Annotated in this window: 7 protein-coding genes and 1 pseudogene; 1 reads left to right on the top strand and 7 read right to left on the bottom strand. The window is 65.0% G+C overall.

The genetic code is table 11. The annotated features are described in order from the left end of the window. The 7 genes and pseudogenes from MOV75_RS15425 to MOV75_RS15395 form a co-directional block, all read right to left on the bottom strand. Positions 1-329: pseudogene (locus tag MOV75_RS15425) on the bottom strand (RNA methyltransferase); the annotation flags it as partial. Beyond that, complete coding sequence (locus MOV75_RS15420) at positions 322-1,056, bottom strand: TlyA family RNA methyltransferase (RefSeq protein WP_246917650.1); 735 nt, start codon at positions 1,054-1,056, stop codon at positions 322-324. The pseudogene MOV75_RS15425 and the gene MOV75_RS15420, both read right to left, overlap by 8 nt. 397 nt (positions 1,057-1,453) lie before the next feature. After that, positions 1,454-3,382, bottom strand: coding sequence for a 1-deoxy-D-xylulose-5-phosphate synthase (gene dxs / locus MOV75_RS15415; protein ID WP_246917652.1), 1,929 nt, complete (start codon positions 3,380-3,382; stop codon positions 1,454-1,456). A 617-nt stretch (positions 3,383-3,999) separates the two neighbouring features. Further along, positions 4,000-4,251: an exodeoxyribonuclease VII small subunit gene (locus tag MOV75_RS15410; protein WP_008132970.1), complete on the bottom strand. Its 252-nt coding sequence runs from the start codon at positions 4,249-4,251 to the stop codon at positions 4,000-4,002. A 74-nt stretch (positions 4,252-4,325) separates the two neighbouring features. Next, on the bottom strand, positions 4,326-5,255 hold the full coding sequence (locus tag MOV75_RS15405) for a histone deacetylase family protein (RefSeq protein ID WP_246917654.1): 930 nt from the start codon (positions 5,253-5,255) through the stop codon (positions 4,326-4,328). A gap of 132 nt (positions 5,256-5,387) precedes the next feature. Continuing rightward, positions 5,388-7,043 (bottom strand): bifunctional UDP-sugar hydrolase/5'-nucleotidase, encoded by a 1,656-nt coding sequence (locus MOV75_RS15400; protein WP_246917656.1) that lies wholly within the window; start codon positions 7,041-7,043, stop codon positions 5,388-5,390. 212 nt (positions 7,044-7,255) lie between these two features. Continuing rightward, the gene (locus MOV75_RS15395; RefSeq protein WP_246917658.1) at positions 7,256-8,014 is read right to left on the bottom strand and encodes an enoyl-CoA hydratase-related protein; all 759 of its coding nucleotides are present in this window, start codon (positions 8,012-8,014) and stop codon (positions 7,256-7,258) included. Positions 8,015-8,256: 242 nt separating this feature from the next. Here MOV75_RS15395 and MOV75_RS15390 point away from each other — a divergent pair, with 242 nt between their 5' ends. After that, positions 8,257-9,501 (top strand): MFS transporter, encoded by a 1,245-nt coding sequence (locus tag MOV75_RS15390; RefSeq protein WP_247006117.1) that lies wholly within the window; start codon positions 8,257-8,259, stop codon positions 9,499-9,501. Positions 9,502-9,821 lie beyond the last annotated feature (320 nt).

The following is a 9,821-nucleotide window of genomic DNA, read 5'->3' as shown; positions in this document are numbered from 1 at the left end:
ACCAGCGGCGCCACCGCGCAATCGATGCCGGCCTGCGCCAGTGTTTCGACCACGATGCCGCGCTTCCAGGCGTGATAGGGCTCGGCTGCCCAGTGCTGGATGGCGCAGCCGCCACAGACGCCGAAATGCGGACAGAACGGCTCGATGCGCTCGGAGCTTGCCACGTCTACCGCGAGCAGCTTGCGGCGATCGGGATGGCGGCCCGCGACGTGATCGACCTCGACGGTCTCGCCGCCAAGCGTGTAGGGCACATAGATCGCTTCGCCCGTCGCCATCGAGACGCCGTCGCCGCGATGGCCAACGTGATCGATCGTCAGACGTTCAACCACGGCGCGCCCCCAGGAAGAATTCGATATTGCCGTCGCCGCCCGCAATCGAGGAGGGAAATATCTCGATGTCGGTGCAGCCGAGCGAAGCGGCAAAGGCGGCGATGTCGTCGCAGATCTCCTTGTGCACGGCGGCGTCGCGGACGATGCCCTTCTTGTTGTGCTTCCTATCAGCCTCGAACTGCGGCTTGATCAGCGCCAGCAGGCTCATCGGCGCGGCGGCGAGGGAAAGCGCCACCGGCAGCACCGTCTTGAGCGAGATGAAGCTGACGTCGATGACGACGACATCGGGCCGTGCCGGCAGCCGCTTGCCGTCATAGCTGCGGATGTCGGTCTCCTCCATCGACACGATCTTTGGATGATCCCGCAGCGAGGGATGCAGCTGGCTGGTGCCGACATCGATTGCGAACACCAGGCTTGCGCCGTTCGCCAGCAGCACCTCGGTGAAGCCGCCGGTGGACGCGCCGACGTCGAGGCAGACATGATCCTCGATTTCGATCGGATAGCGCTCCAACGCGCCGGCGAGCTTGACGCCGCCACGGGAGACGTAGGGGTGCGCAGGCTCGGCCTGGATCACCGCATCCTCGGCAATCGTCTCGGACGGTTTTGAAACCTGCTTGTCGTCGGCCGTGACGAGGCCAGCCTCGATCGCCGCGCGCGCCCGCGCCCGGCTCTCGAACAGGCCGCGCTCGACCAGCAATACATCTGCGCGCTTGCGGGCAGGGGACATCACGCTCTCATGTGACACTTCTAGGGACGATTGATGGGATCATGTAGCGATCAATCGCGCGGCCGCCATCCGGACGCAAGCCTCGAACGTCAGACCCTGCATGTCGACCTCTGCGGTCTGCCCTCGGAGGTACGGTCCATGAAGCGGCTGACGCGGCCGACATTTTACGAAGCGAATGCCGAAAATTTGGATCGGGATGCGAGCCGCAGCGCGAGCTCTGCTGCCTCCCCCGCCTGCGGGGAAAGGCCGGGGAGAGGGTGTCTCCGCAAGCAAGGACTTCAAGAGGGGAAGCCTCACCCGACTGCGCGATAGCCGGGGCATCGCCCCGGCGTTCCTAGAGGATGGCCGCCGGAGGCGGCCTACGCTCTCCCGCAAGCGGGAGAGGTGAAACCAATCATCAGGCCAGCTTGACCGTCTCGGCCTTGACGTCCTTGCCGAGTGCCTCGAACACCTTGGCGACGATGCCCTTGGCGTCGAGACCGGCGCGGCCGTACATCGCGGCCGGGGTGTCGTGGTCCTGGAACACGTCGGGCAGCACCATCGAGCGGAACTTGACCATGCCGGTGTCGAGCACGCCCTGATCGGTCAGGTACTGCGCGACATGCGAGCCGAAGCCGCCGACCGAGCCTTCCTCGATCGTGATCAGGATCTCGTGGTCGCGGGCAAGCTTGAGCACCAGCTCGGTGTCCAGCGGCTTCATGAAGCGGGCATCGGCGATCGTGGTCGACAGGCCATGGGCCGCGAGTTCGTCGGCCGCCTTTTCGCATTCGGCGAGACGCGTGCCGAAGGAGAGCAGGGCGATCTTGCTGCCCTGGCGGATCATGCGGCCCTTGCCGACCTCGAGCGGAATGCCGACCTCCGGCATCTCGATGCCGCGGCCTTCGCCGCGCGGATAGCGCAGCGAGCTCGGACGGTCGTCGATCGCGACCTGGGTGGCCACCATGTGCACGAGCTCGGCCTCATCCGCCGCCGCCATGATCACCATGTTGGGCAGGCAGCCGAGATAGGCGTTGTCGAACGAGCCGGCATGCGTCGCGCCGTCGGCGCCGACAAGGCCGGCGCGGTCGATGGCGAAGCGGACCGGCAGGTTCTGAATCGCGACGTCGTGCACGATTTGGTCGTAGCCGCGCTGCAGGAAGGTCGAGTAGATCGCGCAGAACGGCTTGTAGCCTTCGCTCGCAAGACCGGCGGCAAAGGTGACCGCGTGCTGCTCGGCGATGCCGACGTCGAAGGTGCGATCGGGGAAGGCCTTATTGAAGATGTCGACGCCGGTGCCGGACGGCATCGCCGCGGTGATGGCGACGATCTTGTCGTCCTTCTCGGCTTCCTTGACGAGGCTCTGGCCGAATACGTTCTGGTAGGCCGGCGCGTTGGGTTTGGCTTTCGCCTGGGTGCCCGTCGCGACGTCGAACTTGACGACCGCGTGGTACTTGTCGGCGGAAGCTTCCGCCGGGCCGTAGCCCTTGCCCTTCTGGGTCACGACGTGGACCAGGATCGGGCCGGTCTCCATGTCGCGGACGTTCTTCAGCACGGGCAGCAGATGGTCGAGATTGTGGCCGTCGATCGGGCCGACATAGTAGAAGCCGAGCTCCTCGAACAGCGTACCGCCGTCCATCATGAAGCCGCGGGAATATTCCTCGACGCGGTTGGCGCGGTTGGCGATGATCTTGGGCAGGCGCTTGTTGATCTGCTTGGCCGCATCGCGCAGCGTGCGATAGGTCTTGCCCGAGTAGAGGCGCGACAGATAGGCGCTCATCGCGCCGACCGGCGGCGCGATCGACATGTCATTGTCGTTGAGGATGACGATCAGGCGCGAGTTCATCGCACCCGCATTGTTCATGGCCTCATAGGCCATGCCCGCCGACATTGCGCCGTCACCGATCACGGCGATAACGTTGTTCTTGCCGCCGGAGAGGTCGCGCGCGACGGCCATGCCGAGGCCGGCGGAAATCGAGGTCGAGGAATGCGCGGCGCCGAACGGATCGTAATCGCTCTCGCTGCGCTTGGTGAAGCCGGACAGGCCGCCGCCGGTGCGCAGCGTGCGGATGCGGTCGCGCCGGCCGGTGAGGATCTTGTGCGGATAGGCCTGATGGCCGACGTCCCAGATCAGCCGGTCGCGCGGCGTGTCGAAGACGTAATGGATCGCGGTGGTGAGCTCGACCACGCCGAGACCCGCGCCGAAGTGACCGCCGGTGACCGAGACGGCATCGATGGTCTCCTGCCGCAGCTCGTCGGCAACCTGGCGAACCTGCTCGATCTTGAGCTTGCGCAGGTCGTCCGGCGTCCGGATGGTGTCGAGAAGCGGCGTTTTACTGTATGCGTTCACGGCGATTTCCAATTTGTCAGCGCCGGAAGGTCGTTCCGGTGCGCGATGGGTTTGCACAATATCGGCGCAGCGCGAGTCCTCAAACCGTCGGAGCCACCTGCATGGGGCAAGGCCCCGTCTTCAAGCTTAGGTAAGCTTAAGTGCGCTCCGGTTCAGTCTCTGTGATCCCTGTCACTTAGATCGGCTTCGTCCGTCCCAGCCAATTTCATCAGCAGTTTGAAGCGCTTGTCGTCGGTAATCGGTGCCCACGCAAGGCTTGCAAAAAGCCACACTCCGCGCAGCTTTACACCAAAGCTTGGGCCAAAGCCAACCCGCCGGACCGATTAGGGGTATGCAGATGCAACCGGCGGGCCAGAGTGGTTAACTGTGGTCCGCGACGAGGGGTTCCCGGCTTGGCTGGTTTCCTGGCGGCTTTTTCGCCGCGAATCAGATCTTTTTCGGTCCCGGAGCCGCTGATTGCCCCGTGGCCAGCAGTGGCGCCTGCGATGGAACTGTCATGTCTCGTGGGACGGCGCCCTGCGATCCTGAAAACTCGGCCCGCTACGCTGCCATTGCCGTGTCACAGTGCCAAGCGCGTCAGAAGCCGAGCGAGGAAACGTGTGTGGGACAGTTTTGGCTTATTGCACGTCGAGCGGCGCAGTGCCGGTGGCCTGGCCGCTGGCATCGGTGGTGATCTTGTCGACGCGGGCCTCGGCCTGGCGCAGCAATTCCTCGCAGCGGCGCTTCAGCGCCTCGCCACGCTCGTAGATCGTCACGGATTCTTCGAGCGGCACCTTGCCGTCTTCGAGCCGCTTCACGATCGTTTCGAGTTCCTCGATCGCGCGCTCGAAGGTGAGCCTGGAGACGTCGACTTGGGTGTTTTCGGCCATATCCGTTTCCGATTGCCCGATTCGCTTTCCTTGCAGTGAAAGCGGGTTTTGCGGGCTTAATGTGGCGGGCGTCGTCAGGCACCCATCAGGGCGCCGACATGCGCCGTAACAGATTCTTTCAGTCCTTGCAGGTCATAGCCGCCCTCGAGCACCGAAACAACGCGTCCCCCCGCGGACTTGTCGGCGAGATCCATCAGCTTGCGCGTCACCCAGGCATAGTCCTCCGCGCGCAAATTCAGCGAAGCCAGCGGATCGCGATAATGCGCATCGAAGCCGGCGGAAATGACCACGAGCTCGGGGCTGAATTTTTCGAGTTGCGGCAGGATCAGGTTCTCGAACGCGGAGCGGAATTCCGGCCCGCCGTCCTCGGAGGCAAGCGGCGCGTTGACGATGGTGTCGTGATCGCCGCGTTCGCTTTTCGCGCCCGTGCCCGGAAACAGCGGCATCTGGTGCGTCGAGCAGTACATCACGGTCGGGTCCGACCAGAAAATGTCCTGGGTGCCGTTGCCGTGATGCACGTCGAAATCGACGATGGCCGCGCGCTTGATGCCGTATTTGCGCTGCGCATGGCGCGCGGCGATGGCAACATTGTCGAAGAAGCAGAAGCCCATCGGCTTGCCGATCTCGGCGTGATGGCCGGGCGGGCGCACCGCGACGAAGGCGTTGCGATGCTCGCCCGCCATCACCGCTTCCGTCGCCGCGACTGCGCCGCCGACGCCGCGCATCACCGCTTCCCACGTGCCCGGCGACATCGACGTGTCGCCGTCGATATAAACCTGTCCGCTGGTCGGCGCGATGTGGCGCAGCTCGGTGACGTAATGCTCGTTGTGGCAGAGCGTGACGAGATCGAGATCGCCTTCCGGTGCCTGGTCGCGCACCAGAAACTGGAAACGCTCATGAGACAGCGCTTCTTCCACCGCCCGAAGACGATCCGGCCTCTCAGGATGTCCCGGCGGCGTGACATGGTCGAGGCAGGCCTTGTGGGAAAGGAGAAGCGTGCTCATCAGGTCGGCCTCACAGGAAACGGGCTTTTGGCGTCGTTGGCGCATCCGGCGCCAAAACGCAATGCAGAACCCAATCTATGCGCTTGGGCGGCAATGGCAAAGGGTTGTCCGGCCCGGCCGGTTTGATCCGGATCAATTCACGCGCAGGATGCGGCTCGGCGGTAGCGGACCGATCGGCCCGTGTGCCCGGAAGAACGCAAACAGCGCGTCCGCGTCGTAGCCGCCATATTGTGGCGCCGTGCCTTGTTTGGCGATGGTAAAACCGTCGCCGCCGACGGCGAGGTAATCGTTGAGGGTGACGCGGTAGCCGCTTCCAGGTTCGATCGGCCTGCCGTTGAGCGTCATCTTCTCGGGGATCACGCGCTCGCCGAATGGCTTCGCCGCATCCCAGGCATAGCTGAATCCGTTCGACACCTGGAGGATCCGCGGCCGCTTCGGGTCCAACCATTGCTGCTCGAGCATGTCCCTGAGCTGGCTGCCGGTCAGCGTCATCGTGACGAGGCGGTTGCGGAACGGCTGGCTGGCGAAAACATCGCCGAAGGATATCGCGCCGTTCTCCTTCGGGACGATGTCGGTGCGGATGCCGCCGGGATTGGTGAGCGCGATGACAGCGCTCCCATCTTTGGCTTCCCTGGTCGCAGCAAGCTGCGCGTCCGCGATGACGTCGCCGAGCGGGCTTTCGCCGGCCTCGTTCGGCACGCGCGACAGCGTCTGCGTCACCGATCCGGCCGGCCGGTTGGCGATCGGCGCTGAGAGCCTGTCGTAGGCCTCGATCAGCGCGGTCTGTTCCGCGTCCCTCGCGAGTGAGGCATTGGCGACGATGACGTTCTCGCCCCTGGCGCTGACGATGTCGCGCGTTGTGGGATCGAGCTTCAGGTCGATCGCGGTAACCAGCGTGCCATATTTGTCGCCGCTGGTGACGAGCCGCCCGTCGATGTCGCAGACATAGGCGCGATGGGTGTGGCCGCTGACGACGACGTCGACGGCGCGGTCGAATTTTTTGACGATGTCGACGATCGGCCCCGTGATAGCCGGGCATTCATTGTAGTCGCCGGCGGGCTCGCCGCCCTGGTGGATCAGCACCACGATCGCCTCGACGCCGCGCGCCTTGAGCTGCGGCACGAGCGCGTTCACCGTCTCGGCTTCGTCGCGGAATTCGAGCCCGGCGATGCCCGACGGCGAGACGATGCCCGCGGTCTCCTTCAAGGTCAGCCCGATGAAGGCGACCGGGATGCCGTCGAATTCCCTGATCTCGTATGGCGGCAGCACGCTGTTGCCCGTCGCGGTCTCGATGGTGGATGCCGCGAGATAACGGAATTTGGCGCCCGTGAAGGGGTGCGGTCCCTGGCAGCCGTCGAGCGGATGGCAGCCGCCGTTCTGCATCCTGAGCAGCTCGGTCTTGCCCTCGTCGAATTCGTGGTTGCCGACGGACGTGATCGCAAGCCCCATCATCGAGAGCGATTCGATCGAGGGCTCGTCGTGAAACATCGCCGACAGGAACGGGCTCGCGCCGATCAGGTCGCCGGCGGCGACGAAGATCGTGTTCTTGTGCCCTTCGCGCAGCTGCTTGACCAGCGTCGCCATGTATTCGGCGCCGCCGGCCGCCACCATCACCTTTCTGGCCTTATCCTCGGGATCTCCGATGCGGATGCCACCCGGCGGCGGGCGCAGATTGCCGTGGAAATCGTTGATCGCGAGGATGCGCAGCTCGACCGGTGGGACGGTCTGGGCCGAGGCGGGGAGGGTGCTGGCGAGGGCGAGGGCGGTGAGGAGGGATCGGTATCGCATGGAACCAAGATTAGTCATTCCGCGCGAAGTTTTCACGAAGCACTGTCGTGAACGTGCCGCGGCCGGATGAGGTTTCTCTCCCGACCACCGTCCCGTAGGGTGGGCAAAGCGAAGCGTGCCCACGTCTTTCGCTGTCATCGACAGATGGTGGGCACGGCGCAAATGCGCCTTTGCCCACCCTACGATTCGGACACGCGGAGGAAATGTGCACCCTACCGCTTCTTCCTGTTCGCGAACGCATTGAATGCGGCCACCGCTTCCTCCGATTTCAGCCGCTCGCCGAACAGGTGACCTTCCTGGTCGATGCGGCGGGTGAGCTCTTCGGCCGGCGTGCGTAGCAGTTTGCGCGAGGTCGCGACCGCCTCGGCCGGCAGCCGGCAGATCTCGCGCGCCACTTTGCGCGCCTCGACCTCGGTATGTCCCGGCGACACAACGGCGTTGACGAAGCCGGCGGCATGCGCGTCTGCGGCGGAAAAAGTCCGCCCCATCACCAGCATCGCGAAGGCGCGCTGGTAGCCCATCGTGTTCGGCATCAAGAGGCTGGCCGCGCCGACCGGGACGAGTCCGAGATGGATATAGGGCGCGGAGAAGGTCGCAGCGTTCGAGGCCAGCACATAGTCGCAGTGGAACAGCATCACGGTACCCATGCCGATCGAGGCGCCGTCGACGGCTGCGATGATCGGCTTGGTATTGAGGGCGAGCGAATAGAGAAATTTTGCGCCCTCCGACAGCGTCTCGGGGCGCGAGGTGTCGGCGTGCATGAAATCGTCGATGTCGTCGCCGGCGGTGAACACGCCGGAGCCGCCGGTGATGATCATGCAGCGGATATCAGGGTTGTTCTGCGCGGTGTCGATCGCGCGGCCCATCTCCCGATACATGTCCTGGGTGATCGCGTTCTTCTTGCCCGGGCGACGCAGGGTGATCACGCGCGTTCCGCGCTCCTCGGTGATCACGATGTTGCCATTCGGCATGTGAGCCCCCTGCGCTCGCTGCGACCTCGCCGCTTCGCGAGTCTCGCCAAGCGTCAGCCTACATCATCTCGCAGGCGTGCCAATGCGCTGGCTCAATCTTTTCGGCGCCAATTTCCGCACGGCCGGCGCATGACAGCCGTTGCCGCGGCGCCCCGCAACAATTGGCTACAATGTTTCATTTGAAAAACCGGTGGTTGTGGTGCACGATCTGGCGCGGTTCCATTTGGCCGATTGCTCGATTGATGATTGCCGCAACCCGCGTCGACGAATCCTCGCTGCACTACCGCGGCTGGCGCGTCGTGCTGGCCTGCTTTCTGATGGCCTTCTTCATGTTCGGCTTCGGCCTGTACGGCCAGGGCGTCTATCTTGCCGAGCTGCAGCGCGCCCATGGCTGGCCGGGCACACTGGTCTCCGCGGCAAGCACTTTCTCGTTCCTCCTGACCTCCGTGCTCGTCATCTTTACCGACGATCTGCTCGCCCGCATCGGGTTGCGCTCGCTGATCCTGTGCGGCCTGGTCGCGCTCGGCGCCTCGACGGTGCTGCTGGCGCTGATGCAGACGCCCTGGCAGCTCTATCTCGCCTATGGCCTGATGTCGGTCGGCTGGACCGGCATGGGCACCGTGGTGATCGCGACCGTGCTGAACTCCTGGTTCGAACGCCGGCGCGGGCTCGCGCTCAGCCTCGCGTTCAACGGCGCGACCTGCGGCGGCATCGTCCTCGTTCCGCTGCTGCTGTCGCTGTCCGGCAGCATCGGCTTTCGGTCTGCCATGCTGGCGGCCACGACGGCGATGATAGTGCTGGTGCTGCCGGTGGTCGTGATCTTCATCGGCTGGCCGACCGGGATGTCGCTGGCATCGGACGGGCGTTCCTCCGGCGGCGGCGCGGCCGCACCAGGCCGATCCCGCAAGGCGCTGCTCGCCAACGCGGCGTTCTGGACCATGGTATTGCCGATCGCCATCGCGCTGCTGGCGCAGATGGGATTCATCATCCACCAGGTGAGCTTTCTCGAGCCGCTGATCGGCCGCTCCGCGGCAGGGCTCGCGGTCACCGTCATGGCGGCGATGGCGGTGGTCGGCCGGCTCTCGCTCGGCCTGTTTGTCGACCGGCTCGATCCGCGGCTCGCCTGCGCGGCCTCGATGACGAGCCAGGCGACGGCGCTGTTCGTTCTCCTGCAGAGCACGAACCCGACGATGCTGCTGCTGTGCTGTGCCGTCTACGGCTTCTCGATCGGCAACATGATTACATTCCCACCCTTGATCATCCAGCGCGAGATCGGCGCCAGCGCCTTCGCCGCCGCCATGGGATTGGGCACGTCGATCAGCGGCATTGTCAGCGCCTTCGGTCCAGGTATCGTCGGGCTGGTACGGAGCTTCACCGGCAACTACACGACGGCGTTTGCGATGTGCGTGGTGCTGGATCTCGCCGCGGCGGGCATCGTGCTGTGGCGGCCGGGGGGGAAGGGCGAAGCTCGCAGCTTCGTAGCTTGAGCTGGGTTGCCTCTCGTGCCCCGGACGCAGCGCAGCGCTACTTCAGCGGTGCGCTGCAGAGCCGAGGCCCATGTCACCCGATCGCGTTTTCGGCCTGGGTCCCGGCTCTGCGCAGCAACGCTCCGCGTTGCAGCGCGTCCGGGACACATGAGGCAACTACCCCAGCAACACCGCATCCGCCGCGGCGACCGACTCTGCGCTTTCCGTCACCGTGCGCTCGAGCGCGGGCGCCTGCACCGTAATGTTCTCGGCGAAGAAGCGTGCGAGCGAGACGTAGCGCGCGGCGTCCGTGTTGCCGTCGGCCTTGGCGGCGAGCGCCT

It is taken from the genome of Bradyrhizobium sp. PRIMUS42 (assembly GCF_023006515.1).
In the GTDB taxonomy this organism is placed as follows: domain Bacteria; phylum Pseudomonadota; class Alphaproteobacteria; order Rhizobiales; family Xanthobacteraceae; genus Bradyrhizobium.
This window is presented reverse-complemented; position numbering and strand designations above follow the sequence as displayed.